The 25,982-nt window shown below is 35.7% G+C and carries 21 protein-coding genes; 7 read left to right on the forward strand and 14 right to left on the reverse strand.

Features of this window, described 5'->3' with window-relative positions; translation table 11 throughout:
- The first annotated feature begins 7 nt into the window (after window positions 1-7).
- Both HN014_RS15870 and HN014_RS15875 read left to right on the forward strand, forming a co-directional pair.
- On the forward strand, window positions 8-901 hold the full coding sequence (locus HN014_RS15870; RefSeq protein ID WP_176029832.1) for a patatin family protein: 894 nt from the start codon (window positions 8-10) through the stop codon (window positions 899-901).
- Window positions 902-904: 3 nt separating this feature from the next.
- Window positions 905-1,828, forward strand: a complete 924-nt coding sequence (locus tag HN014_RS15875) for a patatin family protein (RefSeq protein ID WP_176029833.1) — start codon at window positions 905-907, stop codon at window positions 1,826-1,828.
- Window positions 1,829-1,898: 70 nt separating this feature from the next.
- Here HN014_RS15875 and HN014_RS15880 read toward each other — a convergent pair whose 3' ends face one another.
- The 6 genes from HN014_RS15880 to HN014_RS15905 all read right to left on the reverse strand — a co-directional run bounded on the left by HN014_RS15880 (window position 1,899) and on the right by HN014_RS15905 (window position 9,058).
- Window positions 1,899-2,411, reverse strand: coding sequence for a hypothetical protein (locus tag HN014_RS15880; RefSeq protein ID WP_176029834.1), 513 nt, complete (start codon window positions 2,409-2,411; stop codon window positions 1,899-1,901).
- A gap of 20 nt (window positions 2,412-2,431) precedes the next feature.
- The gene (locus HN014_RS15885; RefSeq protein WP_176029835.1) at window positions 2,432-4,003 is read right to left on the reverse strand and encodes an FMN-binding glutamate synthase family protein; all 1,572 of its coding nucleotides are present in this window, start codon (window positions 4,001-4,003) and stop codon (window positions 2,432-2,434) included.
- Window positions 4,004-4,007: 4 nt separating this feature from the next.
- Window positions 4,008-5,300 (reverse strand): amidohydrolase, encoded by a 1,293-nt coding sequence (locus HN014_RS15890; RefSeq protein ID WP_176029836.1) that lies wholly within the window; start codon window positions 5,298-5,300, stop codon window positions 4,008-4,010.
- A 4-nt stretch (window positions 5,301-5,304) separates the two neighbouring features.
- Window positions 5,305-5,925 carry a DsrE family protein gene (locus HN014_RS15895; protein WP_176029837.1) on the reverse strand — a complete coding sequence of 207 codons (621 nt, stop codon included), beginning with the start codon at window positions 5,923-5,925 and terminating at the stop codon, window positions 5,305-5,307.
- 211 nt (window positions 5,926-6,136) lie between these two features.
- Window positions 6,137-8,521, reverse strand: a complete 2,385-nt coding sequence (locus HN014_RS22745) for a PKD domain-containing protein (protein ID WP_176029838.1) — start codon at window positions 8,519-8,521, stop codon at window positions 6,137-6,139.
- 249 nt (window positions 8,522-8,770) lie between these two features.
- A complete protein-coding gene (locus HN014_RS15905; RefSeq protein ID WP_254884021.1) occupies window positions 8,771-9,058 on the reverse strand; it encodes a hypothetical protein in 288 nt (95 codons plus the stop codon).
- 269 nt (window positions 9,059-9,327) lie between these two features.
- Here HN014_RS15905 and HN014_RS15910 point away from each other — a divergent pair, with 269 nt between their 5' ends.
- Both HN014_RS15910 and HN014_RS15915 read left to right on the forward strand, forming a co-directional pair.
- Window positions 9,328-11,661, forward strand: a complete 2,334-nt coding sequence (locus tag HN014_RS15910; protein ID WP_176029839.1) for an ATP-dependent helicase — start codon at window positions 9,328-9,330, stop codon at window positions 11,659-11,661.
- Window positions 11,662-11,742: 81 nt separating this feature from the next.
- Window positions 11,743-12,363, forward strand: coding sequence for an L-threonylcarbamoyladenylate synthase (locus HN014_RS15915; protein ID WP_176029840.1), 621 nt, complete (start codon window positions 11,743-11,745; stop codon window positions 12,361-12,363).
- A gap of 93 nt (window positions 12,364-12,456) precedes the next feature.
- Here HN014_RS15915 and HN014_RS15920 read toward each other — a convergent pair whose 3' ends face one another.
- The 4 genes from HN014_RS15920 to HN014_RS15935 all read right to left on the reverse strand — a co-directional run bounded on the left by HN014_RS15920 (window position 12,457) and on the right by HN014_RS15935 (window position 17,195).
- Complete coding sequence (locus tag HN014_RS15920; protein WP_176029841.1) at window positions 12,457-14,559, reverse strand: DUF5723 family protein; 2,103 nt, start codon at window positions 14,557-14,559, stop codon at window positions 12,457-12,459.
- Between the two features lie 193 nt (window positions 14,560-14,752).
- Window positions 14,753-15,619: a flagellar motor protein MotB gene (locus HN014_RS15925; RefSeq protein WP_176029842.1), complete on the reverse strand. Its 867-nt coding sequence runs from the start codon at window positions 15,617-15,619 to the stop codon at window positions 14,753-14,755.
- A 107-nt stretch (window positions 15,620-15,726) separates the two neighbouring features.
- Entirely contained in the window at window positions 15,727-16,713 is a 987-nt protein-coding gene (locus HN014_RS15930) for a glycosyltransferase family 2 protein (RefSeq protein ID WP_176029843.1), read from the reverse strand.
- A 38-nt stretch (window positions 16,714-16,751) separates the two neighbouring features.
- Window positions 16,752-17,195, reverse strand: a complete 444-nt coding sequence (locus tag HN014_RS15935; protein ID WP_176029844.1) for a type I restriction enzyme HsdR N-terminal domain-containing protein — start codon at window positions 17,193-17,195, stop codon at window positions 16,752-16,754.
- A 26-nt stretch (window positions 17,196-17,221) separates the two neighbouring features.
- Here HN014_RS15935 and holA point away from each other — a divergent pair, with 26 nt between their 5' ends.
- Complete coding sequence (holA, locus tag HN014_RS15940; RefSeq protein WP_176029845.1) at window positions 17,222-18,226, forward strand: DNA polymerase III subunit delta; 1,005 nt, start codon at window positions 17,222-17,224, stop codon at window positions 18,224-18,226.
- Between the two features lie 11 nt (window positions 18,227-18,237).
- Here the strand turns inward: holA and HN014_RS15945 are convergent, their stop codons facing one another.
- Window positions 18,238-18,972: an SDR family oxidoreductase gene (locus HN014_RS15945; protein ID WP_176029846.1), complete on the reverse strand. Its 735-nt coding sequence runs from the start codon at window positions 18,970-18,972 to the stop codon at window positions 18,238-18,240.
- 293 nt (window positions 18,973-19,265) lie between these two features.
- Between HN014_RS15945 and HN014_RS15950 the strand changes: the two genes are divergently transcribed.
- On the forward strand, window positions 19,266-20,516 hold the full coding sequence (locus HN014_RS15950; protein ID WP_176029847.1) for a cystathionine gamma-synthase family protein: 1,251 nt from the start codon (window positions 19,266-19,268) through the stop codon (window positions 20,514-20,516).
- 17 nt (window positions 20,517-20,533) lie between these two features.
- Here the strand turns inward: HN014_RS15950 and HN014_RS15955 are convergent, their stop codons facing one another.
- Both HN014_RS15955 and fumC read right to left on the reverse strand, forming a co-directional pair.
- Window positions 20,534-20,989, reverse strand: a complete 456-nt coding sequence (locus HN014_RS15955) for an Lrp/AsnC family transcriptional regulator (RefSeq protein WP_176029848.1) — start codon at window positions 20,987-20,989, stop codon at window positions 20,534-20,536.
- 543 nt (window positions 20,990-21,532) lie between these two features.
- Entirely contained in the window at window positions 21,533-22,930 is a 1,398-nt protein-coding gene (fumC, locus tag HN014_RS15960) for a class II fumarate hydratase (protein WP_176029849.1), read from the reverse strand.
- A 184-nt stretch (window positions 22,931-23,114) separates the two neighbouring features.
- Between fumC and HN014_RS15965 the strand changes: the two genes are divergently transcribed.
- The gene (locus tag HN014_RS15965) at window positions 23,115-23,291 is read left to right on the forward strand and encodes a hypothetical protein (RefSeq protein ID WP_176029850.1); all 177 of its coding nucleotides are present in this window, start codon (window positions 23,115-23,117) and stop codon (window positions 23,289-23,291) included.
- A 79-nt stretch (window positions 23,292-23,370) separates the two neighbouring features.
- Here HN014_RS15965 and HN014_RS15970 read toward each other — a convergent pair whose 3' ends face one another.
- Complete coding sequence (locus HN014_RS15970) at window positions 23,371-25,812, reverse strand: outer membrane beta-barrel family protein (RefSeq protein ID WP_176029851.1); 2,442 nt, start codon at window positions 25,810-25,812, stop codon at window positions 23,371-23,373.
- Window positions 25,813-25,982: the final 170 nt, after the last annotated feature.

A 25,982-nucleotide genomic window follows, 5' to 3' on the forward strand; every position in this document is an offset into this window, starting at 1 on the left:
CAAAGCTATGCGAGCATTAGTCATTTCCGGAGGAGGGAGTAAAGGAGCCTTTGCAGGAGGTGTTGCGCAGCATTTGATCCAGGATTTGGGAATGGAGTATGATTTGTTTCTGGGAACTTCTACCGGAAGCTTATTAGTTTCTCATCTGGCATTGTCTAAAATCGAAGAAATAAAAGAAATTTATACTTCTGTTACTCAGCAATCAATTTTTTCTAATTGCCCTTTTAGTATCAAGAAAAAAAAAGGGTATGAGATTATAGGAATTAATCATTATAATGTATTGCGGAATCTGATTCGGAGGAAGAAATCATTTGGAGATAGTACAAACCTTAGAACGTTACTTTCTGAATCTATTCCCCGGGAGTATTATACGAGCCTTAGAGAAAGCTCAAAAGATATTATCGTTACGGTAACAAATTTGTCTACTAATGAAGTAGAATACAAATCGATCAAAGCGTGTACATATGAGGACTTTCTGGATTGGATATGGATTTCGTGTAATTACCCTCCTTTTATGAGTCTGGTACGAAAAAACCATTGTGATTATGTAGATGGAGGATTAGGGTCAATGGTCCCCATAGAAGAAGCAATTACCAGAGGCGCTAAAGAAATAGATGTTATTATTCTGGAAACTGAAGTAAATCACTTAAATAGAATGCCTACTAAAAACCCCTTTTCCTTGATTACCAATATGGTTAACTTTATGATGGATCAGATCGAAATACAAAACATAAGAATAGGAAAGTTCAAAGCAATGAATCAGGAAGTGTCGATGAATCTGTATTATACTCCAACGGTATTAACGACTAATTCTTTGATTTTTGACAAAGTAAAAATGACCAAATGGTGGAAAGATGGCTATGAATTTGCTAAAAAACAAAACCGATTTAATAGAGTATAAAGTATGAGAGCATTAGTTATTTCTGGAGGCGGTAGTAAAGGAGCTTATGCTGGAGGAGTGGCAGAATACCTCATAGAACAGGAAAAAAGAAGATACGACCTCTTCTTAGGAACGTCTACCGGAAGCTTATTGATTCCTCAATTAGCGCTGGGCAATGTATCCAAGGTAAGAGAGATTTATACCAATGTTACCCAACATACTATTTTTAATATCAATCCCTTTATCGTACGAAAAAAAGGAAATAGGGAGTTTGTCTCTATAAATTTCTTTTCTTCTTTATTACAGTTTATCAAAATGAAACGAACCTTCGGAGAGAGTAAAAATCTGAGACGTTCTATACGCAGAAATTTTTCTGAAGTGGAATTTGATGAGGCTAAGGCGAAAGTAAAGGATATTGTTGTTACCGTATCAAACCTGACGAAGAACCGAACAGAATATAAGTCGATTAACGATTTCTCATATGAGGATTTTTGCGATTGGATTTGGATTTCCTGTAATTATGTTCCGTTTATGAGTTTGGTTACCAAAGAAAACTGTGAATATGCAGATGGAGGGTTCGGTTGTATCGTGCCCATTAGAGAAGCGATTCGCCGTGGAGCAACAGAGGTCGATGCAATTATTCTGGAATCAGAAAATATGGAATATCACAAGGTATTGGGGAAAAACCCATTCTCATTAATGGTTGGACTGTATGGTTTTATGCTGGATCAGGTGGAACGACATGATACCTTACTGGGCAAATTAGCAGCTACGCATAATGATGTCAAATTAAACCTGTATTATACGCCTAGTAAATTGACAGAGAATTCATTGATCTTTAATAAAAAACTGATGCGTACGTGGTGGAAGCAAGGATATGAATATGCTGCTCAAAAAGCCAAACGAAGAGAAGAGAACAAATTGAAAGATATAGATATGTCCGGATAACAGTATACCCGGACACCTCGTTGTATATTATATGTAAGTTGCTGTAGTTGTTATTCCTGTTAGAATAGGATTAAAACAATTCTCCAACCTCATTTTTTATAAAGGTTAGTGCAATATCGCTGGGAGATCCTTTTTCAACTATTTCTGTAAGAATAGCTTCTCTAAGTGCATCAGCATCCTTTATACTATCCTGTAAAGAAGATTTTCTGATAAGGGTAATGATGCCATTCTTAGCAGCTTTTATTCGATTCCAGCATTCATCAGAAAGATAGATTTGCTGCGTGAGATTGTGTTCGAATTCTTGTTCTATTGTATTGATTAGTAAGGATTCATAGCTTTTTTTATCCTCGGCAATTGGAGGGGTTCTCAATAACAGTTTCCCAGGAGAAACTCTTTCCAGAAACAATGCCATTCGTTCATAGGCTTGTAATCGTAAGGGCAATGCTTGTTTTTGATGTTCCCTGTGTAATAAATACCGGCGGCGTTTTTCTTCATTCTTGGTATGAAGATTAAAAAAATAGATGGTAATGACAGCAATAAGTGCTGAGGGGATTAAGGATAATAAAATGGTTTCAATAGTCATTGTAATGTAAAAAAATAAGGTTAAGCTTCTACTTGTTTAGAATGTCCGCCAAGATACATACAATCTTTTAAACTTTGCATACCGGAAAAAGGAACCGGAGTTTTTGAATATTTAAAAGAGGTCTCCAGCGTTTTTGTCAATTCTCCGTCATCTACATTAAGATCAATATCTTGCATAGTAAATTGACAGGGGTGTTCATAACCTGAAGCATGAGTTATTTCTACAAATTCTTTTCGAAAGGTTTTGAAGTACTGTGCTAATCGATCAGCCTTGAGGGGAATATTGATTCCGCTTTGCAACCACATACTTTGTGTTGCAATTCCCGTAGGGCATTTATTGGTATGACAAATTTGAGCTTGTATGCACCCGATACTCATCATGGCTTCTCTGGCAACATTGATACAGTCAATTCCCATAGCAAATGCCATTGCTGCCTTTGCGGGAAACCCCAGTTTTCCGCTTCCGATAAAAACAATGCGATCAGTAAGTTCATATTTCTGAAATATTTTATAAATAGCAGTGAATCCGTAAACCCAGGGTAAGGAAACGTGATCAGCAAAACTCGGAGGAGCAGCTCCTGTTCCACCTTCACCTCCGTCTATCGTAATAAAGTCAGGTCCTCTATCAGTTTCTTTCATGAGTTTAGCGAGTACTTCCCATTGTTCAGTTTTTCCGATAGCAGCTTTGATACCTACAGGTAATCCAGTTTCTTCGGCAATATCTTCTATAAACTCTAACAATTCAGGAACAGTACTAAAAGCGGTGTGTGCAGAGGGGGATAGTACATCTTTTCCTATTTCAACTCCTCTGATTTCTGCAATTTCAGGAGTAATTTTTGATCCTGGGAGTACTCCGCCTTTCCCGGGCTTGGCTCCCTGAGATAACTTTATTTCGATGGCTCTGACAAAAGGGTTATTTTGTACTAGTTCCTTCATTTTATCCATGGAAAAATTACCGTCTTTTCCTCTTACTCCAAAATATCCTGTCCCGAAATGGAATACAACATCACCTCCATTACTGTGATAGGGAGATAATCCCCCTTCTCCTGTATTGTGGTATGCATCACATCCCTTAACTCCAAGGTTAAGAGATTCCACGGCTTTTGCAGATAGAGACCCAAAGCTCATTGCAGAAATATTGATTACAGATGCCGGGCGATATGGTTTTCTTCTTTTATTATAGCTTCCCATAACTTTGGCACAGGGAAGAAATGTTTTGTCTTTTTTACTGGGATGATTTTCCGAAGGTTGAAAAGGAATCATACAGTTTTTTATAAAAATGTGTTGATGAAGATAGATGTCTCTATCTGTTCCAAACCCTTCGTAATTGTTTTCCTTTTTGGAAGAGGCGTATACCCAGCCTCTTTCAATTCTGTTAAAAGGTAATTCTTCTCTGTTATTCGCTACAAAATACTGTCTTATTTCTGGTCCGATACTCTCCAGGGCATATCGAAAGTGCCCAACAATCGGGAAATTATGACTAATTGTATGTCTCTTATTAAAAAAGACATCCCTGATTGCGACGAGACAGAGAATAATTAGAATCCATCCCCACCATGGGATTGATTGAATAAACGTAAAAAAAACTTCCATATAGTTATTCGTGATTTAAATAGTCAATAGCTAATTGCGAAAGCACTTTTACGCCTAATAAAAGGCCGCTTTCATCAATTTTAAAATAGGGGGTATGATGCGACGGCGGATTAGTATCGTCAATGGCTTTTCCTCCCAGAAAGAAATAAAAACCGGGGACTTTTTCCTGAAAATAAGAAAAATCTTCTCCTCCGGTGGTCGCTTGTGCCAGGATTACATTTTGTTTTCCTGCGATTCCTTCTATTGTAGGAAGCATTTGTTTTACTAATTTGTGATCATTATAGGTAATTGCGGTATTGTTTTGGAATTCAATAGTTGCTTCTCCTCCGTATGCTTTGGCGATAGCAGGAACCATTTCTTGCATTCTTCGTATGATAAGGCTTCTCATTTGTGTATCTAAGGTACGTACAGTACCGATCATTTCTGCCGTATCAGGAATAATATTAAAACGAACCCCACTGGTAATTTTTCCTACTGTAATAACGGCAGCTTCTTTTACCAACGGAGCCTCTCTACTCACAATAGTTTGCAATCCGTCTATAATCTTAGCAGAGATAATCACAGGATCGACCCCAGTCCAGGGGGCAGATCCATGGGTTTGTTTTCCCTGAACCTTAATCACGAATCTTTCTACTGCAGCCATTGTAGCTCCCGGAGTATATCGAATCATACCAACAGGTGTCCCTGAGTTGATGTGTAACCCGAAAATAGCATCTACATCTGGGTTTTTCAGCACTCCTTCTTTAATCATTAGTTTAGCACCTCCTTCTTCTCCTGGAGGAGGACCTTCTTCTGCTGGTTGGAAAATAAATTTGACAGTCCCGTTTAGTTTGTTTTTATGACTGCTGAGTGTTTTGGCTACCCCCATAAGGATAGCGGTATGTGTATCGTGACCGCAGGCATGACTAACACCTACTTCTTGATCAAGGAAGGTTGTTTTCACAGTAGATTTAAATGGGATGTCCACTTTTTCTGTTACAGGAAGGGCATCAATATCAGCTCTTAAGGCTACTGTTTTGCCTTGTTGTTTTCCTTTTAAAATGCCGACTACTCCTGTTTTTGCAACATTTTCTGTTACTTCCATTCCTAATGAGGTAAGGAAAGTGGCTATCTTTTTAGCTGTTTTGAACTCTCTGTTGGATAATTCCGGATTTTGATGAAAGTCACGTCGCCATTTAATTACTTGTTTTTCTACATTTTCAGCGGTTGAATTGATAGCAGGATCTATTTTTTGAGCCTGAAGAAAGAAACAGGAAAGAAGAAATGTGATGCCTACTAGGTATTGATTGTTTTTCATGGAGTTAAAAGTTGATAAGACGAAAGTTTGTGTTTTGTAATTGTACCAATGCAGTCATTGCAGAAAGAGCAAACTGTACTTGTGGAAGTGTTTGTTGTTTCGTGATGTTGCGATATGCCGCTGTTTGTCCACAGAGAATAATTTTTACCCCTTGCTCTGAAAGTAGCTGAATCAATGGTGTATTTGGGTTTTTTATATGGTATTTTTTCTGGTATGCAGTATTGTTTAAAACATCAAATGCAGCATCTCCATGGATGACTAGCGCCACTTTGATCTTGTCAAGAGGAACTCCTGCTTTGTAATGCATATTTATAAACCTGGCTGCCGTATTGATTAGTGGATTGACCTTAGCAGGAGCACCAAACGACCGCCCTACATCAAATACGGCTTTAAAGTCTTGAGAAAGATCAGTTTTAAAATCAGGGTTCTCTACAGTATAAGTACTTCCATATTCCTTTATAATGTCGTTGTTTTGTTTAGAGTGTTGTCCCATACATGTAAAAGAGAGTAAGAAACATAATGTCCAGATACTATATTTATGAGAGGAATGTATGTATAAAATAACGAATTGATAGTGCGATGTAAACAGAGCATCAATATGTGTCGAATTCTTATTTTGTTCCATGTTTATCCCAAAATATATGTTTTTTCTTAAATATATTTAAAAAATCACATCTTAAACAAGTTAAGATGTGATTTTCTGATATTTTGATTCTTATAAAGATTGAGTTTTTATAAGAGGTATTTATATGGTACAGGAAATATATCTGATCCTAAAGAATAAAGTATTTGAGAAAAGTCTCTTTAGAAAGTAGAGATTCGTTCCTGTAAATACCTTATAGTTTTGCGAATTTACCTTTGGCTTTATTGTTTATTAATAAAATATATAATCCACTGGATAATACATCTATATTAATCTCTCTGACCGGGTCCATTTCCTGAACAATAATTCCTTTCAGGTCGACAATTGTTAATGAACGATCTTTTTGAGTGAGCCCTTCTACAATCAATTCTTTGGTTATAGGGTCTATATAATATTTTAATACTTCTGTCGATTGGCTAATATTTACTTGTGTTAGGGAAACGAAGAAAGGATCAGTAAAAGAACTACACCCTAATTCGTTAAACACCTCTACAGTATAAGAACCTTCTTTTTCAGGAAGTAGTGTAGGGGATGTGGCTTCTTCTATAAGGACATCATTAATATACCATTTGTAATTAGTATGAGATGTGGATAATGATAGTGTTTTGGTATCTGTTATCTGTATTATTGGCTTTTCTGGGGTGTCATTTACCACCACTTGTACAGGTGTTCGTGTCTTGGAAATACAGTTATTGAGTGCACCTTCTATATAATAAGTTTTAGTTTCAGATAATTGTGGTGTGGTAAATTCATTTCCGGTTGCGATTGCCTCTCCACCTGTAGATGTTTCGAACCAGCTGTAATTACTGTTTCCGGAAATAGAAAGCATAACTGTCTCTCCTGTACAGATGTTTTGATCACTTACTGTAGGGGAATCCGGAAGATTTATTGATACAATGTCTTTTTTAATATTTACATTTTTACCATATGGATTGGTAGAAGTCAAGGTAATTGTATAGTTCCCATTAGCGGTATACGTATGTGTAGGGTTTTGTTCGGTAGCTGTAGTTCCATCTCCAAAATCCCATAAGTATTCAGTAGCCTGATTAAATGTTTCATCTGTAAATTGTACTTCATCACAACTTACCTGTACAGAAAAATTAGCCAATGGCGGCAGGTTGTTATCTCCAGGAGTATAGGTGCCGGAAATGTAATAATTACCAAGAGAAGAATAATCAGTATATCCATTAGAAGGGGTCCCATCTCCAACACCATCTATTTCCAGAAAGTATTGCCCTTTTTCTAAGGTTTGATTGATAGCTGCATGTTGCCCTTCTGGGTTAGAAAGGGTAATTTCTTCTCCAATTCCGTTTAATAACCGAACTTGAATGTCTAAGTTGGCATGAGTAGCTTCTGTTTCTATGGATAGAGAAACATCTCCTGTTTCTGTAACAAAAGAGAAAACATCTTTATCTGCACGGGTAGTGATAATGCCTTTATTGTTATCTGCACTTACAACTCCCTGATCACTGACTAGAATAGGAGTAGCCTGTTCACTGGTATCAGCATGGTCATCATCTCTGTGACCTACATTGTTTCTATTGTTCGCAATGATGGCGATATCGTCTTCTCGCTGAGTAGCATTGGTGTATTCTCCACGGCTCCACTGACCAATGGAGTTACTGGCACTCCATCCCATAATTGGTCCCCAATTGCCATGACCACTATAATATTCTGTTTTCTCCTGATTAGGGTTTTGTTGACCATCATGAGATAATCCTAGTGCATGACCTACTTCATGAGAACCTGTTTCTCCAGCTACTCTGGCATTTCCAATATTAAATACCCAACATGGATTGTCGGTTTGCCCTTCGGAAAAAGAGTTTAAATAAGCAACACCTCCAGAGTCCGGCTCAGCATCTGTAGTCGGTGTAAAGATACACTTCATTCGCTGTGTCCTTGGAGCAGCATCAAATACAGCTCTTCTCGTTGTAACATTAATATTAAAAGGACGAAAATCAACTGCCATGATATGCCATATCTCTTCGATCTGTCTGGTAGAGAAGTTTGTCGGTTGTGCATCAATTCTAGCTCCATTCAACCACCAGGTGTTTTCTACAATTTCCCCGTCAAAATCCAGGTATACAACTCCGGCGGCACCAGGCAAACTTTCTAGTTCCGGAATTACCTGATTGTTTTTTCCGGTGGATTTTTCCGGTTTTTTTAGTTTTTCATAATTAACACAGAGAATACTGTGAATATCAACTTTCTTACTATAGATTTTGCCATCTGTATTGGCAAAAATTTTATAGGCACTTTCTTTATCTTTTAAAAGAACATGTCCTTCTACAACGTTTTCGTGTACAAGGAAAACAAAAGAAGAATTGGGTTCATTAACAATGTTTCCCAGATAAGAGGAAGTATGTCCTGAAGTTATTTTATTTTTTATAGCAAAAGACATTGATATGCCCTTTTCTATTGTAATGTCAAGGTTTTTTGATTTCGTTGATTCAATTTCCTGGATAAAGTTGTTTATATCTGATGAAATCAGATAATCAGCGGGAACTTGACCAAAAGAAATAAAAGTAATAAACAGTAGGTTTAGTAAGATAAAGGGGGTTAGGTTCGTATGATTCATTTTTTTAATTAACGAGTTTGTTTACTTTGTTTTTTAAAGGGGGACCGACGCAAGGTAATTAAATATTTTTAGCTTTAAGAGGGGCTTTGTTAACATATAAATATTTTTTCGTTTATTTTTTTTAAATAATTGCGTTTTTCGTAAACATGCTCTTGGTAGCTGAATATAAAAAACTCTCAATGTTGTAGGTAGAACGTATGTATATGGTAGGAATTATTGAGAGTTTTTTTATATACCAGTTTTTCATGATTATGATATTCTAATAATTCTTTTTAATGGAATAATCGTGGATCCTTTTAGGATTACTTCTTTATCAGTAATTCCCCATATAGTAGTTTCCACTCTTTTTATCCCATTGTCGTCTACGAAAACAATTTTTACTTTTTGATGTTCTATATTTCCAAGAACCATTGCACGTTGTAATTCTAAAATTCGATCGATTTGATCTTTTCTTTTATTGAGTACTTCTTTTTTTGGAAATTTTAAAAATTTAATTTGTTCTTTTTCAATGGTTTGAATGTTCATGTTTGGGGTCATATGCATTAAGAATTTTGGGGTTTCAGCAATTTTTACTTTTTGGTTTGTTTGTTAATTTATGTAAAAATAGTGTTTTTTATCTATATTTTATGCTTTTTGTCGATGTTTTTTTAAATTTTATATTAAAAGGTAGGAAAAATGAGAGGTGAAAGACGCTTTTTATCTCTTATAAATAATCGTTTTATATTTTGTTCATAATTTATATGCATATTGGTTCTAAAAGATCGATACATTACTTAAATTTCACATCTTATTAAAGGAGTAAAGATTTGGAAGATTATATTGCAGAATTAAATGATGCGCAGCGAGCACCAACGCTTCAGGTTGATGGAGCGATGATTGTTATTGCAGGGGCAGGTTCCGGAAAAACCAGGGTATTGACATATAGGATTGCCTATCTGATGTATAAGGGAGTGGATTCGTTTAATATATTGGCATTGACTTTTACTAATAAAGCGGCCAGAGAGATGAAAGCCCGTATTGCTAAGATTGTAGGAGCAAGTGAAGCTAAAAACCTATGGATGGGAACTTTTCACTCTATTTTTGCAAAATTACTGAGGTATGAAGCAGATAAACTAGGGTACCCTTCTAATTTTACCATTTATGATACTCAGGATTCTCAGCGATTGATTTCTTCTATTATAAAAGAAATGGGACTGGATAAAGATATTTATAAATATAAACAGATTCAATCTCGTATTTCGTCCTATAAGAATAGTCTTATTACCGTAAAAGCATATTATCAGAATGCAGAGTTAATGGAGGCAGATGCTATGGCTAAACGCCCGAGGATGGGAGAAATTTATGAAGCCTATATGGATCGTTGCTTCAAAGCAGGTGCTATGGATTTTGATGATTTGTTGTTAAAAACCAATGAGCTGTTAAATAGATTCCCCGAGGTGTTAGCTAAGTATCAGGATCGTTTTAGATATATATTAGTAGATGAGTACCAGGATACGAATCATTCTCAGTACCTTATTGTAAGAGCACTGTCTGATAAGTTTCAGAATATATGTGTGGTAGGGGATGATGCGCAGAGTATTTATGCATTTCGAGGGGCGAACATTAATAATATTCTGAATTTTCAGAAGGATTATGATAATGTACAGATGTACCGTTTGGAACAGAACTATCGTTCTACTCGTAATATTGTAGAAGCGGCGAACTCAATTATAGATAAGAATAAAACGAAACTGGATAAGGTTGTTTGGACAGCTAATGAATATGGTCCAAAGATTAAAGTAAACCGGCTGATTACTGATGCTGATGAAGGAAGATATGTAGCGAGTTCTATTTTTGAAAACCAAATGGAACATCAGTTAGATAATGGAAAATTTGCCATTCTATATCGAACCAATGCGCAATCCAGAGCCATGGAAGATGCGCTGAGAAAACGCGGAATTCCGTATAGAATTTATGGAGGACTGTCATTTTATCAGCGAAAAGAGGTAAAAGACTTGCTGGGGTACCTTCGATTGATTGTAAACCCAAAAGATGAAGAAGCATTAAAGCGGGTTATTAACTATCCGGCAAGGGGGATCGGTCATGCGACTGTAGATAAGTTGATTGTAGCGGCGAATCACTACGGACGATCTATCTTTGAAGTTATTGAACATCTGGATAGAATTAATCTTAAGATTAATAGTGGTACGAAGACCCGACTAGAGAACTTCATGAATATGATTAAAAGTTTTCAGGTTAGTAATCAAACAATGGATGCTTTTGCTCTTACTGAAATGGTAGCAAAACAAACAGGTTTGGTACAAGAACTTAAAAAAGACAGTACCCCGGAAGGAGTGGCTCGAATGGAAAATATAGAAGAGTTACTCAATGGTATTCGGGATTTTGTAGAAGGGCAAAAAGAAGTAGTAGATAGTACTGGAGGTTTATCAGAATTTTTGGAAGATGTAGCCTTGGCAACCGATATGGATATGGATAAAGGGGATGATGATCGTGTTGCGTTAATGACTATTCACCTAGCCAAGGGATTGGAATTCCCATATGTTTATATCGTGGGGATGGAGGAAGACTTGTTTCCATCGGGAATGAGTATGAATACCCGAAGTGAACTGGAAGAAGAAAGACGTCTTTTTTATGTAGCACTGACCAGAGCAGAGACACAAGCATATCTTACCTATGCACAATCAAGGTATCGTTGGGGGAAGCTGGTAGATGCTGAGCCTAGCCGTTTTATAGAAGAAATTGATGACCAATACCTGGAGTATATAACACCAATAGAAACTCGAAGGTATAAGCCTCTGGTGGATAAGGATATTTTTGGAGAAGTAGATAAGAGTAAGTTACGATTAAAAAAGCCTATCTCAGGAACTCCTCCATTGGCACATAAACCGACAGAAGAACAGTTAAGGAAATTACGTAAGTTACGACCTGTGTCTAATGCTCCTTCAGGTTCGACAAGAATTACAAGTACCCCGTCTGATAATCTAGCGGCAGGAATGAGAGTAGAACATATGCGATTTGGGCTAGGGAAAATTGTTAGAGTAGAGGGAATGGGTCAAGACAGGAAAGCAGAAATTAATTTTGATAACGGAGGGTTAAAAAAACTGTTACTTCGCTTTGCTAAGTTGAAAGTTATTGAGTAATAGAGCTTTTTTGTTAATTATATGTATATTCACTAATAACCGCTATTTTTTATTTGTTAATAAAGAATAATAAACCAATGTATGGCAGCATTTATAAAATTATATAATGATAATCCTAATCCGAGAGAGATTGAAAAAATTGTAGCATGTCTGAAAAAAGGCGGTGTTATTATTTATCCGACGGATACAGTGTATGGCTTAGGGTGTGATATTACAAATGTCAAAGCATTGGAACGCATTGCAAAAATCAAAAATGTAAAATTAGCAAAAGCTAATTTCTCCTTTGTTTGTAAAGATCTTAGTAATTTATCAGATTATGTACGACAGATTGATAATCGTACTTTTAAGTTGCTAAAAAGAACATTGCCGGGACCGTATACCTATATATTGCCTGGGAGTAATAACTTGCCAACTGTCTTCAAGAAAAAGAAAACAGTTGGAATTCGAATTCCAGAGAATTCTATCAGTAATGCAATTGTAGAAGCGTTAGGGAATCCTATTGTCTCTAGTTCGATTCATGATGAAGATGAGGTAATTGAATATACAACAGACCCAGAATTAATTCTGGAGAAGTGGGATCACTTAGTAGATATTGTTATTGATGGAGGCTACGGAGGGAATATTCCTTCTACAATTATTGATTTAACTGATGAAGACCCTGTGATAGTAAGAGAAGGAAAAGGAGAGATTGACATCTTTTAATAAGTGTCTAATACTCGGGTTTCTATACTCCGGGAAAATTTATAATAAAAAAAATCCCTGAATACATCAGGGATTTTTTTTATAGAGAAGGGATTATTCTTTTATGAGGTTTATTTCTACTCGTCTGTTTTGTTCCCTTCCGGTTTTAGTTTTATTGGTCGCAATAGGTTTTTCTTCTCCATGACCTATAGAAGACAGTCTCACAGCGTTAATACCTTTACTGATTAAATGTGTTTTTACTGCATTGGCCCTGGCATCTGATAATTTTAGGTTGAAAGCGTTGCTTCCTGAACTATCTGTGTGTCCTTCTATTTTGAAAGCTGCTTTAGGATATTCATTTAATATTTTTACAATATCATCTAATACTTCGAATGAGCTTTTCTTGATAGTGGCTTTTCCTGAGTCGAATAAAATAGTCTTGGCATATTCATTAAGTGTTTTCTGAACTTCTTGAGTTACCTTTACTTCCGGACATCCGTTATTTGCTACGGTACCTGCTTCATTAGGACAGTTATCATCCTTGTCCAATATACTATCACCATCTGTATCTGGCCATGGGCATCCGTTGTTCTCTACAGGACCAGCCTCTTCAGGGCATTGATCATCTTTGTCCAAGATCGTATCTCCATCTGTATCAGGCCATGGGCATCCGTTGTTTTCTACAGGTCCTGCTTCTTCAGGGCATTGATCATCTTTATCAAGTACTGTATCTCCATCCGTATCCGGCCATGGGCATCCGAAGTTTTCTTCTGGACCTGCTTCTTCAGGACAATCATCAACTTTGTCTAATACACCATCTCCGTCTTTGTCCTTTAACCTAGATTGATATACAGGTATTTTTAATCCTGCATATACATCAGCAGCTTTGGAATCATTACTTAGTAAAACTGATAATACAGACCCAGAACCTACATAGAGAGGACCTGCTCTGAACCCTGCTCCCCATTGGAATCCTGAGTATTGTTGTAGGCTAATAGGGGAGTAAAAGCTAAACCATTTTCTCTCGAATCGAGGTGTTAGAGATAGCATGTTTGCAACTTGATTAGCGTTTTCTTTTGTTTTTGATACCAGTGATAAATCTGTGTTCAGGTTTACATAGAAGTAATTGTTTATGTTCCAGTCAGCGGTAAGGTGTAATGCAGAAGGAAGTACTGCTTTTGAAGTACCTCCTGATCGTACTAAGGTATATAGGTTTTCTAACTTATCATCAAAATCGTCGAAGTTATTAAAGTCATCTTCTCCTATAGCGTTTGTTATATCGTACACTTCTTCGGTAGATTCATCATATGAGATTGCCCCGAGATCGGTAATTGATAAACCAAACTTTAGTTTGTATTTGTTAACATCTTTTGGTAAGTAAGTTTTTCCTTTACTATCCTTGATTTTATAAGAGTCAATTTCTGGTCTCCATTCATATACAACTCCAAAATCAACACCGATTCCTGTGGCACCGTTTTGCAGTTTTAAATCTTCAAAATCTTCTTTTACATTATTGCTATATCCATAAGCGACTTCTCCTTGAGTATCGATGCTACCTGTTCTGTTTCCTCCGGGTAATAAAGTACCGTCTGCATCGTAATCAATTAGTACATTTCTACCGTAGGCATAAGAATTTCCTAATCCCTGTAAATATTTTAGTGTGATTCCTCCTTTCAGGAAATTTGTGTCGTTATTAAGAATAACGCGTGCATATGAGACACCAATTTCAGCCCAGGCATGAGTGGTTGCAAAAATATCTCCTTCGTTTATAAAGAAGTCATTACTGGTATCTAAGTCATTTTCAAAATTATCAAAAGTATCTCCATTTATTTCATTGACATTGACAAAGGCTCTGGCTCGGGTAAAAACGGCAATAGAACTTTTTTCATTTAGATTGAACATAAAAGCTGGTCCAAATACATCTACATTCCCGAATCCATAATTCTTTTCTTTCGGGGATTTGGTTCCATCTCTATCAAAATCAAAGTCGCTGTCCAGGAGTTTATCAAGATCAGTACTGTAATAATCATTTCCTCCTAGAGCACTTGCTCCGGCTAAATGGATATCTGTCTTGAATCGCGAGTCAACAATATTAGCAGGGTTACTGATAACACTATTTACACCGCTATAATTATCAGTTAAAAAACCGATAAATGATTGTGCCTTAATAGAGACAGATGCGCATAGACATAGCCCTAGAAATAAGGTTTTTTTCATAGTTTAATTGGTTTAAGTTATGATTAGATTTTAGCAATGCAAAAGTATTCTTATTTTTTTTGAAAAATCAAGGGAAGTGTTAGTTAATTGCAGTGTTTTCATTAAATAGGTTTTAAGTGGTTGATATTCTTAAAATTAAAAAAAGGGTTGCCAACTGGCAACCCTTTTTTTAATTCTTTCTGGAAATCAGTAATTACTGTCCGTTATTGGAAGCTTTTTTCATTCCATCTTCTATCATATTGTAGAATTGATCTAGTTTAGGAAGTACAACGATTCTTGTACGTCTGTTTTTTGCTCTGTTTTCGGCAGAACTGTTATCGGCTACAGGGATGTAGTGGCTACGTCCGGCTGCTGTCATACGTTTAGGATCTACTCCAAATGTATTTTGTAATACCCGTACTACTGCCGTTGCTCTTTTGACACTTAAATCCCAGTTATCTAATAAAACTTTATTTTTAATTGGCACATTATCAGTATGTCCTTCTACCAGGAATTCGATATCTGGTTTGTCGTTTACTACTTTTGCTACTTTACCTAGCACAGACTTTGCTTTACTAGATACATTATAACTACCACTTTTGAATAAAAGTTTATCAGAGATAGAAACGTAAACAACTCCTTTTTCTACATTTACTTCGATATCTTCATCTGCAAGGTTTCCTAGGGCTCCTTTTAGACTGGTAACTAAGGCTAATGTCACAGAGTCTTTTTTGTTTAATGCATCATTCATAGTTTTGATCTGTAGATCTTTTTCTTTGATGCTTTCCAGTGAGCGCTCTAAGTTTTCTGCCTCTTTTGTTGATAGGGTAGCAAGGTTACCAACATTGTTAAGTAGGGCAGCATTTGTATTTTTTAGGTTTTTTACTTGATCCTGAAGTACTTTTAACTCAGATTTAGAACTAGCTTTCTCTTCAAGACAGCTATTTAGCTTTACGGTAGCTGTGTTTAGTAAGTCTTGGGTTTCTTTCTGTTTGGCTTCTAGCTCGGCAAATTTTTTCTGAGATACACAGGAAGATAAAAATACCGCCATAGAGGCCCCAATAATCATCGCTTTTTTCATTAGAAAATTTGTTTTAGTCTTTAGTTCTAGTTTATAAGACTCAAAATTATTAAAAATGTGACAGGACGTACGGCTATTAACAATAATTTAGTTTTTTTATCCCAGAACTAATTTAGTTTTTTTTGGTTTAGTATATAGTATATCCATACAACGGAGTAAATAGAATAATATTTTTCCTTTTTGGGGAGTTTTTTTCTTTTTTTTAGTAAGCTTTTTATAGCGGTATAAAAGCCAAAATGCGCTTTTAAAATGGCTGGGATATGAGATGGTTTTTTGTCGATTAAAAATTTAATAGCTGCAATTCCATCAAGAAACAAACGCAAAAGAATGATTAGCCAGACGTTTCTTCCTTTAACATTTTTTAATAGAGAGTATAAGCTATTTCTATAATTAAGATAGGTTTTTTTTGGGTTCATATTGTTTAGCGTTGCCCCTCCCAGGTGGTACACGGTAGAGGTACCGACATAAAGTACCTGGTATCCGTAATTGTGAATTCTCCAACAGAGATCAATTTCTTCTTGATGCGCAAAATAATCTTCATCCAATTTCCCTACTTTTTCAAAGATATCTTTTCGGATAAAGAGACAAGCACCACTAGCCCAGAATATAGGAGATATATCATCGTATTGTCCTTTGTCTTCTTCCAGAGTGTCGAATATACGACCTCTGCAATAAGGATATCCTAAACGATCGATAAAACCTCCGGCAGCACCGGCATATTCAAAATGAGTTTTCTTTTTATAATCCAGTATTTTGGGTTGTACTGCAGCAATTGTTTCAGATGTTTCAAATGCATTGATAATCGGAGGAAGCCAATTTTTTGTTACTTCGATATCACTGTTCAATAAACAATAAATATCAGCATCAATCTTGGCCAAGGCTTCATTATATCCTTTGGCATACCCTCCATTGGTTTTATTTTTAATGATACTAACTTCTGGGTATTGTGCACTGACAAATGCAATAGAGTCATCAGTAGAGGCATTATCTGCCAGATAGATGGTTGCTTCTTTGGAATGTTGTATTACAGAAGGAAGAAATTCTTCCAGAATTTGCCTGCCATTCCAGTTTAATATTACTACGGCTACATTCATATGTTAAAAAAAATAAACAAAAAGTAACTTTCTGCCTCTTATTTATAATCAGGAAGATCTCTTAAAAAACTATAACATTGCTCTTGGTAATCCATCTGGCAATAGTAATGATTTAAGCCATTACTGATCATAAGATAATCAGCATTTAACACCAGATTGTACCGGGCAATTTGATCAAAAACTTCCTGAGTGATTTTTACTTTATCAGATTTGCATTCTACAATAACGTTAATTTCCCCATTTGGTTTGTATACAATTACATCATATCGTTTGGTCAATCCGTTGACTTTAATCATTTTCTCTACATTGATTAAACTTTCGGGATATTTTTTGTGTTCGATTAAGAAATGTACAACATGCTGACGGACCCATTCTTCGGGGGTCAATATGATAAATTTTTTGCGAATCCGATCAAAAATAGAAACTTTATTTTCGCTATTTTTGAATCGAAAGTTATAATTAGGGAAATTAAGTTTGACCATACCACAAAAGTGATGATTTTTTCTGAATGGAGGAAGTAAAGAAGATTGTAAGTGATATAAAAAATGGAAATATTAAACCCATTTATTTTTTGATGGGGGAAGAACCATATTATATAGATAAGATTAGTGAATATATAGAAAAGAATGTTTTAGCGGAGGAGGAGAAAGGGTTTAATCAGGTAGTTTTATATGGTAGGGATGTAACAGTGGAAGAAATCGTATCTAATGCTAAACGATTTCCTATGATGGCAGAACGACAAGTCGTTATTGTCAAAGAAGCACAGGAATTATCCCGAACAATAGAAAAATTAGTGTCGTATGCAGATCATCCACAACCGACAACTGTTTTGGTGATGTGCTATAAGTATAAGAAAATAGACAAGCGTAAAAAACTCTATAAATCGGTAGCAAAGAGCGGAGTGATTTATGAGAGTAAAAAGTTATATGAAAACCAGATAGCTGATTGGATTAGAAGAGTACTTTCTGGAGCTAAATATCAGATAGAACCCAAGGCCGCCCAGATGTTAGTAGAGTTTTTAGGAACGGATCTGGGAAAAATTAATAACGAGCTTGAAAAATTAAAACTCATCCTTCCCAAAGGATCTGCTATTACAGCATCTCATATAGAAGAAAATATAGGAATTAGTAAGGATTTTAATAATTTCGAATTGCGGAAAGCAGTGGGAATGAGAGATGTTATAAAGGCTCATCGTATTATTAATTACTTTTCTCAAAATCCAAAGGATAATCCTCTTGTTGTAACAATCTCCCTGTTATATGCATTTTTTTCTCAGGTGTTGCAATATCATGGTCTTAGCGATAAATCCAAGGGAAATGTAGCGAGTGCCTTAAAGATTAATCCTTATTTTGTGAGTGATTATGCAGATGCTGCAAAAAACTATCCCATGAAAAAAGTCAGTCAGATTATTGCATTGTTAAGAAATGCAGATGTAAAAAGTAAAGGAGTAGGGGCGGCAAGTTTACCGCCCGGAGATATTCTAAAAGAACTGCTGGTGAAGATCATGGGATGAACACAAATACCTTATACTTTGGGATTGGTCGCAAATACAGTCGCTTCTGTGATAAAGCCCCTATCATCCATTTCCAGTAAACTCGCAATGGTGTGTGCAATTTCCAGACTTCGTAATTTAGTGCGTTTTTCTTCTTGGGTATATTCCTTTTGTCCTCTAGTATCGCCATTGTTCAATATATTATTAGCAAAGTTGGTCATTACCTCACTGGGGTTGACTAACATTACTCGGATATTATGTGCTCGAAGTTCATTTCTCCAGCTTTCTGTCATTCCTCTCAGAGCAAATTTAGTAGCTACATAAGGAGAAGCATTAGGAGAACCTTTTAGAGCAGAAGTAGACCCAATATTAATGATGTTTCCTCTGTTTTGATCTATAAATAGTTTAGCACTCTCTTTAGCAGCTAGAGTAGCTCCCAGAATATTAGTCTTAAATTGTTCTGTGAATTTAACAGCATCTATTTCGGTGAGTTTTGATATGTAGCCAAAACCAGCATTATTAATCAGTACATTTAGCCCTTCCATTTTTTGATTGGCAGTAGCCACCATTTTTATTACATCCTCTTCATTAGTGATATCTGCTTTGACATATGAAATATCTAGGGCTTCTGCAATTTCTTTTAGGGTAGTTTCGTTTCTTCCGCTAATAGTAACAGCAGCTCCTTTTTCTTTTAGTAATTTAGCAGTTTCTTTTCCTATTCCGGAGCTTCCTCCTGTGATTAATACTTTTGCTTCTCTGATATTCATCTTATAGGTATTTGTTTTTATTCAAAAATAAGGTATGTGTTCTAAATCTTTTGTTAAACAGGTTAGGTGTTTTGTAATTTAATTTTCAGTTTTATCAGTGTAATTGTCTGTCAGCAATTTTGAGAAGTTTATTTTTCTAAATTCGAGTGTTGAAAAAACGGTATAAAGAAAAATAATCTATTATTTTCATTTTTAAATAAAATAAATCTATTTTTTGATATAAATTTAGATTTATTTGTCTTTTGGTTACATTTACGTAGATAATTTGTTAAAAATAAAGGAATAATTCATTTATGAAACGAAAAGATTTAAATCCGGAAAGTCTGATGATGACTTATGGGTATAAGCCAGAGCTTTCTGAAGGTGCTATTAAGTGTCCTATTTTTCAAACTTCCACATTTGTTTTTGAAACTGCGGAAGAAGGAAAAGCATTTTTTGAATTGGCTTATGGGCTTCGGCAAAAAAAACCAAAAGAAGAATTAGGATTGATATATAGCAGGATTAATAACCCTAATCTAGAGATACTGGAAAATCGCTTATGCTTGTGGGATCAGTCGGATGATTGTGCTGTTTTCGAGAGTGGAATGTCAGCGATAAGTACTTGTTTGTTAGAGTTTTTAAATCCGGGAGATTTGTTGGTGTATAGTAATCCATTGTATGGAGGTACGGATCATTTTATCAATCATTTTTTATCAAAAATAGGAGTGCATACTATTGGGGTGATGCCTAATCAAAGTATAGAAGAAGTTGCGGCTTTAATAGAGACTAGTGGAAAGAAAGACCGGTTAGCTATGTTTTTTTTAGAAACTCCTGCAAATCCGACAAATCAGTTGTTTGATATAGAGGGATTCAGTGAGCTAGCTAAACGCTATAGTACAGGAGATAAAAAAGTATTGATAGGAGTAGATAACACTTATATGGGACCGCTTTGGCAGCATCCTCTACAATGTGGAGCAGATTTAGTGGTGTATTCGGCGACTAAATATATAGGAGGGCATAGTGATTTAATTGCGGGGGCTGTTTTAGGTAATAGCGAGCTGATAGGCAGGGTCAAAGTTCTACGTACTTTTTTAGGGAATATGGTAAGCCCGCATACGGCATGGCTGTTATTGAGAAGTTTGGAGACATTAAAGGTTCGGATGGATCAACAGACAAAAAACGCAAGTCGAATCGCAGCGTTCCTGAAGGAGCATCCAAAAGTAGAAAAGGTATATTACTTAGGACTTTTGGAAAAAGAAGAGAAAGCATATGCTGTTTATAAAAAGCAATGTAGTGCCCCTGGGGCAATGCTTTCTTTTGATATTAAAGGAGGGGAGAAAGAAGCGTTTACGTTTTTAAATCGCTTAAAATTAATAAAATTGGCGGTTAGTTTGGGGAGTACAGAAAGTTTGGCTCAGCATCCAATGACGATGACACATGCAGGAGTAGATCCTGAACACAGAAGACAAATAAACATCACAGAGAAGCTAGTTCGTCTTTCGATAGGGGTAGAAAATAGTGATGATATTATCTGGGATATCGAACAAGCTTTAGGGGTAGAATGATAATCTTATGATACTGCTTAAGGAATCGGTAAGAAAGAAAAATCTTTGACCTCTGTCATAACAAAAGAGCTTTGTACCTTGGAAATATTTTCCAGAGAAGCTAACTTGTTTGATAAAAAATCCTGGTATTGTTCCATGTTTTGAGCATATATCTTGATTAGATAGTCAAACATACCGGCTACGTGATAACATTCTACAACTTCTGGAAATTGAAGAATATCTTTTTCAAATTTTTTGAGGTAATCGGTTTGATGAAGGTTTAGAGTGACATTGCAAAAAACCATTAATTGCAAGCCGGCTTTTTTTCTATCCAGAATTGCTTTATAGTTTTTTATAAACCCATCGCGTTCCAGTTTTTTTACTCTTTCGAATATAGGAGTAGTGGTAAGGTTTAATCGTTCAGCGATCTCCTTTATGGTAATTTTGCCATTTTTTTGTAGGAGTAGTAGTATAGATTTGTCAATTTTGTCCATGTGTGAGAATATTATTTTTCTATAAATGATGTCTAAAATTCCTTTTAATAGAATTTAATTCTATTAAAACGTAAATGTAGGTTAAATATTCTGTTTCTTTCTTTTTATTATGGTTTAAATTCTGTATTACTTACTTTTAACCTGTTTCAGAGATAGATTTGCCAGGCTTTTATCCTGAGTAGAGTTTTAGTGTAAATTAATAGATAGGCTTTCTAGATCCATTGGACATTGGATAGAATAACAAAAGCTTTATGAAGGGTAAATAACTGGCAATAACAAAAATAGGATAGTTTTTGTGATGTCTGGGTTAGGAAGTTAGTGGTTAATTTTTAGAAGTCTGTGCTTCTGTAAATTGAATAGAGTACATTTTTTTTAGGAAAAGGATATTACTCGTTTTATGGAAGGATTGTTATCAGTTATACATATAAAAATGTTTATTCCGGCCCAGATTTTTCAAATCAAAATACAATAAATCTCATATCAAAAAGACCTCCTGTATTATCAATAATGCAGGAGGTTTTGTTTTTAGTAGTATTGAAGTCTTTATTTAAGACTACCTACCATATCTTCTGGTTTTACCCAATCTTCGAATTCTTGTTCAGTTACATGTCCAAGTGCGATAGCTTCTTCTTTTAATGTGGTTCCGTTCTGATGAGCGGTATTGGCAATTTCTGCAGCTTTATAGTAACCTATTTTGGTATTCAATGCTGTTACAAGCATTAATGAACTGTTTAATAGTTCGGTAATTCTTTTGTGATTAGGTTCAATACCTTGTGCGCAGTGCGTATCGAATGATACACAAGCATCTCCTATAAGCTGAGCACTCTGTAGTAAATTAGCAGCCATTACAGGTTTGAATACATTTAATTCGAAATGTCCTTGCATTCCTCCTACGTTGATCGCTACATCATTACCCATTACTTGAGCACATACCATAGTTAGTGCCTCACATTGCGTAGGGTTTACCTTACCAGGCATGATAGAACTTCCAGGCTCATTTGCAGGGATGATTAATTCTCCGATACCACTTCTAGGTCCTGATGCAAGCATACGGATATCATTTCCTATTTTGTTTAATGAAACCGCTAGTTGTTTTAGCGCTCCATGTGTTTCTACAAATGCATCATGTGCCGCCAATGCTTCAAATTTATTTTCGGCAGTAATAAAAGGAAGTCCGGTAAACTGAGCGATAAATTCAGAAACTCGTTTTGCGTATCCTTTAGGAGTATTCAGTCCGGTTCCTACTGCTGTTCCTCCCAATGCCAATTCAGCTAAATGTGGCAAGGTATTTTCCAGCGCTTTTAATCCGTGATCTAACTGAGAAACATATCCGGAGAACTCTTGTCCTATCGTTAGTGGAGTGGCATCCATAAAATGCGTTCTCCCGATTTTAACAACATTTTTGAAATCTTCCGACTTCTTTTTAAGAGTGTCTCTTAGTTTAGTAATTCCAGGAATTGTCGTTTCTACAATTTTTTTATACGCTGCGATATGCATTCCGGTAGGGAATGTATCGTTTGATGACTGTGATTTGTTTACATCGTCATTTGGTTGTAGGGTTTTTTCTCCTTCTCCTATCGTTTTTCCTGCTAATTGATGTGCTCTGTTAGCGATCACCTCATTAACATTCATATTACTTTGGGTACCGGACCCTGTTTGCCAGATAACTAACGGGAATTGATCATCGTGTTTACCTTCTAGGATTTCATCACATACCTGAGAGATAAGCTCTCTTTTTTCGATAGGTAAAGCACCTAATTCACAATTCGTATAAGCAGCCGCTTTTTTTAGGTAAGCAAAACCATATACGATTTCTAATGGCATAGTGGCTGGAGCACCAATCTTAAAATTATTTCTGGAACGCTCTGTTTGTGCTCCCCATAATTTATCAGCTGGTACTTTTACTTCACCCATGGTGTCTTTTTCTATTCTAAATTCCATAGTACGATGATTTGAATTTTTAGGAAGGCAAATTTAAGAATTTGAGCCACTATTTTAGCATAAACGCTCAATTTTTAACGCTTCCTGAAGGGCTTTTTTTATTTTTTAAATAATTGCAGTTTATATTATGAGATATAGGATAGAGTTGCTATCTTTGCTCAAAATTGAAAATTAATAAATTGTTATGTTTGAATTTGATCAATATCTTGGTTTTTTAGCATTTTTAACGATTCTTACCATAGGATTCTGGTTATTGATATTTTTATTAACTTTTGTAGTACCTTATTGGATTATAGGAGCTAACTTAGAAAACTTTAAGCTAAGAAGAGAGGCTAAGAAAAAAGCAAGAGAGCAGGCATAATATATTTTGATATATACTATTAAAAAGGAGCTATTTGAATAGCTCCTTTTTTAGTTCTTAATGGGGTGATAACAGAGGTTTATGGGGTGCCAAAACCTTCTCCCCCTTCATTGTCAAAAGTATTCCGAGATCTTTGTCTTTTCTTTTTCTGATTAAACCTATAAGTGAATGCAAGGACAAAACTTCGTTCTCTCCATTGGAATTCACTATCTGTTCTAAAAGTATCCGTAGTAGTGATACTCATTCTTTTTCGAGAATTGAATATGTCATTAACACTTAAGGTCAAAGAAGCTCTTTCTTTGAATATATCTTTACTGAAAGCTGTGTTGGCACTGAACATACTCTTGTATTCGTTCTGAGCATTCTCATTAGGTCCTCTATACATCATAGTGGTTTGCCAATTGATTTTATAGGGAAGTGTGAGTTTATTACTTACACGGGCAAACCAGCTAAACGTATCTTCATCAAATGATTCTTCATTGTGTGACCCTCTGATACTGTTGGCAAAAGCATTGAAGTTTCCATTAATGCGCCATTTTCTATTAGGGCTATATGTGATGGTGAATTCAGCTCCATACCGGTCAGAACGAGATAAATTGATAGGGTTTAATCTTGTTATAGGAACTTCGACTCCCGGATCAGTATCATTTTCTTTGATGACGATGGTTTCCCCAGTATCTTCTCGTATAAATGTAAATACCTGAGTAGCCCGATTGTAATAGATGGAGGATTGCAATGTAAGTTTTCCTATTTTGTTAATGTATCCCAGGTCAAAAGCATTGGAGTAGCTAGGATCTAAGTCTGGATTTCCCTGAAAAAGACTGGTAGCACTTGATCTGGAAGGGAATGGATTGATAAAACGAGATCGGGGACGTCGGATTCTCCTGTTGTAACCGAGTGTTATGGTTTCGTTTTCTGATATGCTGTATCCCAAATTAACTGTCGGAAAAAAATCTATGTAGTTTTTCCTGGAGAAATCATTACTGGTTTGTTGGTCTATAGTGATTCTGGTTCCTTCCATTCTTAATCCCATTAAGTATGACAACTTTTGTGTTTTTCCTCCAAATTGTCCGTATACAGCATTTACTGATTCTCCATAATGTAGTATGTTAGAAAGTCCTTCATCTTTAATAATAGTACCTAAGCTATCTTTTTCTACGAGATTGTTTGTAGCTAAATCATTAAAATTTCCCCGATATCCGATTTCTATTTGTTGTTGTTCGTTCAGAGGAATAACATAATCTGCTTGTAATAAAATACGATCTTGCTGTTCTTGTGTATCCACCATTTCAATTACCGAAATGTTATCCTGGGTGATATGGGATAATTCTGTTTCTTCGCTGTTTTCTATTTGAAAATCAACTGTTAGTTTGTGATTGGATTCACCAAAGTCCTTTGTGTAATTTAATGAATATTGTCTGGTTTTATCATCTTCCTTTTCGGGGTTAAAACGGGTAAAGCTACTGATAGGGGCTCCATTTATATCTTTTTGAGTAGTTATATTTGTTGTATTATTATCATTAGCACTGGATCGATAAAGAAAAGAAGCGGTTAATGAAGAACTGTCGTTGATATACCATTCTACTCCTGTGTTGACATTTACCCCTTTTCGAATTCTATCGAATGTGCGGTCTTCTTCAAGAAAGGTATCTGGAGTCTCTGAATTAAAATAGTGCGTTTCTAAAAAAGAATTTCCGGGAGATTCTCTATATGTGTATCCAGAGGTCGTAAATAAGTTGAAATTTCCTGTTCTGTAATTGATGTTTCCTGATACTCCAGCAAGAAAAGGATATCCGGTTGTGGTTGTTATGGCTCCGTTTAGTCCTTGAAGTTTACTTCTTTTTAAAATAACATTGACGATACCTGCAGTTCCTTCAGCATCATACCTGGCAGAAGGGGAGGTGATTACCTCTACCCGTTCAATAGACTCGGCAGGGAGTTGTCTCAAAGCATCGGTACTGTTTAATCCTACTAAACCCGAAGGTTTTCCGTTGATTAAGATGCGTACATTGTCATTTCCTCGCAATGCGACATTTCCTTCTACATCAACAGAAATAGAAGGTACATTGTCCAGAACATCACTAACCGTTCCTCCGCTAACTGTTAGATCTTTTCCTACATTATATATTTTTTTGTCTAGTTTAATGTCTACCGTTGTTTTTTCTGCAACAACAAGGACATCATCAAGAGATTCAGTGTTTAATGCTAATGCGATCGTTCCCAGATCTACATCTGAAAAAAGCTTTCTTTTATTGAATCGTTTGGTTTCAAATGAAATAAATTCTATCCGAATATCGTAAAGACCTACTGGAATGCTAATGGAGAACCTTCCTTGTTGATCAGTTATTCCTCCTGTAATTACCTTTTTTTGTTTGGGGCTATAAAATGAAATGGTGGCATATTCCAGAGGAATGGAAGAGTCTTTGTCAATTACAGTACCGCTGATAGAGACCTCTTTTCTTTGCGAAAAAGTAAAGAGGGATAAAAGGCAAAAAAGAATTACTAATGTAGTTTTTTTCATTTGATCTATTTTAATATAAACTTTTAATGTGTAGTAGGGCTGTAGCACATAAGATCTAAGACCAATTAATTGTTTAAAGGATTAATTGTTTAAAAGTTAAAGTATTGTTAATAGGGAAGGGGGTTTTAGGTAATTTATTGGTATTCATTTGTTTGTGTGTTTATTCTTGT

The organism is Aquimarina sp. TRL1 (genome assembly GCF_013365535.1).
Lineage (GTDB): Bacteria > Bacteroidota > Bacteroidia > Flavobacteriales > Flavobacteriaceae > Aquimarina > Aquimarina hainanensis.

Excerpts from the sequence above, each read along its gene's own strand:
- HN014_RS15870 (WP_176029832.1), top strand. The coding sequence starts at position 8 with ATGCGAGCATTAGTCATTTCCGGAGGAGGGAGTAAAGGAGCCTTTGCA.
- HN014_RS15875 (WP_176029833.1), top strand. The coding sequence starts at position 905 with ATGAGAGCATTAGTTATTTCTGGAGGCGGTAGTAAAGGAGCTTATGCT.
- HN014_RS15880 (WP_176029834.1), bottom strand. The coding sequence starts at position 2,411 with ATGACTATTGAAACCATTTTATTATCCTTAATCCCCTCAGCACTTATT.
- HN014_RS15885 (WP_176029835.1), bottom strand. The coding sequence starts at position 4,003 with ATGGAAGTTTTTTTTACGTTTATTCAATCAATCCCATGGTGGGGATGG.
- HN014_RS15890 (WP_176029836.1), bottom strand. The coding sequence starts at position 5,300 with ATGAAAAACAATCAATACCTAGTAGGCATCACATTTCTTCTTTCCTGT.
- HN014_RS15895 (WP_176029837.1), bottom strand. The coding sequence starts at position 5,925 with ATGGAACAAAATAAGAATTCGACACATATTGATGCTCTGTTTACATCG.
- HN014_RS22745 (WP_176029838.1), bottom strand. The coding sequence starts at position 8,521 with ATGAATCATACGAACCTAACCCCCTTTATCTTACTAAACCTACTGTTT.
- HN014_RS15905 (WP_254884021.1), bottom strand. The coding sequence starts at position 9,058 with ATGACCCCAAACATGAACATTCAAACCATTGAAAAAGAACAAATTAAA.
- HN014_RS15915 (WP_176029840.1), top strand. The coding sequence starts at position 11,743 with ATGGCAGCATTTATAAAATTATATAATGATAATCCTAATCCGAGAGAG.
- HN014_RS15920 (WP_176029841.1), bottom strand. The coding sequence starts at position 14,559 with ATGAAAAAAACCTTATTTCTAGGGCTATGTCTATGCGCATCTGTCTCT.
- HN014_RS15925 (WP_176029842.1), bottom strand. The coding sequence starts at position 15,619 with ATGAAAAAAGCGATGATTATTGGGGCCTCTATGGCGGTATTTTTATCT.
- HN014_RS15930 (WP_176029843.1), bottom strand. The coding sequence starts at position 16,713 with ATGAATGTAGCCGTAGTAATATTAAACTGGAATGGCAGGCAAATTCTG.
- HN014_RS15935 (WP_176029844.1), bottom strand. The coding sequence starts at position 17,195 with ATGGTCAAACTTAATTTCCCTAATTATAACTTTCGATTCAAAAATAGC.
- holA (WP_176029845.1), top strand. The coding sequence starts at position 17,222 with ATGGAGGAAGTAAAGAAGATTGTAAGTGATATAAAAAATGGAAATATT.
- HN014_RS15945 (WP_176029846.1), bottom strand. The coding sequence starts at position 18,972 with ATGAATATCAGAGAAGCAAAAGTATTAATCACAGGAGGAAGCTCCGGA.
- HN014_RS15950 (WP_176029847.1), top strand. The coding sequence starts at position 19,266 with ATGAAACGAAAAGATTTAAATCCGGAAAGTCTGATGATGACTTATGGG.
- HN014_RS15955 (WP_176029848.1), bottom strand. The coding sequence starts at position 20,989 with ATGGACAAAATTGACAAATCTATACTACTACTCCTACAAAAAAATGGC.
- fumC (WP_176029849.1), bottom strand. The coding sequence starts at position 22,930 with ATGGAATTTAGAATAGAAAAAGACACCATGGGTGAAGTAAAAGTACCA.
- HN014_RS15965 (WP_176029850.1), top strand. The coding sequence starts at position 23,115 with ATGTTTGAATTTGATCAATATCTTGGTTTTTTAGCATTTTTAACGATT.
- HN014_RS15970 (WP_176029851.1), bottom strand. The coding sequence starts at position 25,812 with ATGAAAAAAACTACATTAGTAATTCTTTTTTGCCTTTTATCCCTCTTT.